This is a genomic window from Psychrobacter sp. W2-37-MNA-CIBAN-0211 (genome assembly GCF_040309405.1).
Lineage (GTDB): Bacteria > Pseudomonadota > Gammaproteobacteria > Pseudomonadales > Moraxellaceae > Psychrobacter > Psychrobacter glaciei.
The window spans coordinates 1-253 of the sequence record NZ_JBEOOU010000406.1 but is presented as its reverse complement, the minus strand read 5'-3'; the positions used below and the strand labels follow the sequence as shown (position 1 = coordinate 253).

The window sequence follows — 253 nt, the reverse complement described above, 5'->3', positions numbered from 1 at the left end:
GGTTCGACCTGACGCTGGAATGCATTCGCCGCCACTACGAAGGCGAAGCAAGCCCGCTCGATCAGGCGCTTCTTCGCCACGCGGATTTCTTCCGCCTGTTTGAGGACTTCCGCGGCTACGTGGACTTCTTCCTGCTCCAGGATCTCGTCACCGACGACTACACCTCGGTCAGATTCTTCACACCCTTCGACAATTTCACGACACCTGCACTGCCGGGCACGCCCGAGGCATACGAGAGGTACCGAGCCAACAC

At 59.7% G+C, this 253-nt stretch carries 1 protein-coding gene; it reads left to right on the top strand.

Annotation, left to right across the window (positions count from 1 at the left end):
• The coding region (locus AAEY72_RS15670; RefSeq protein ID WP_352311546.1) for a DUF6994 family protein at positions 1–253 on the top strand (253 nt) is incomplete at both ends.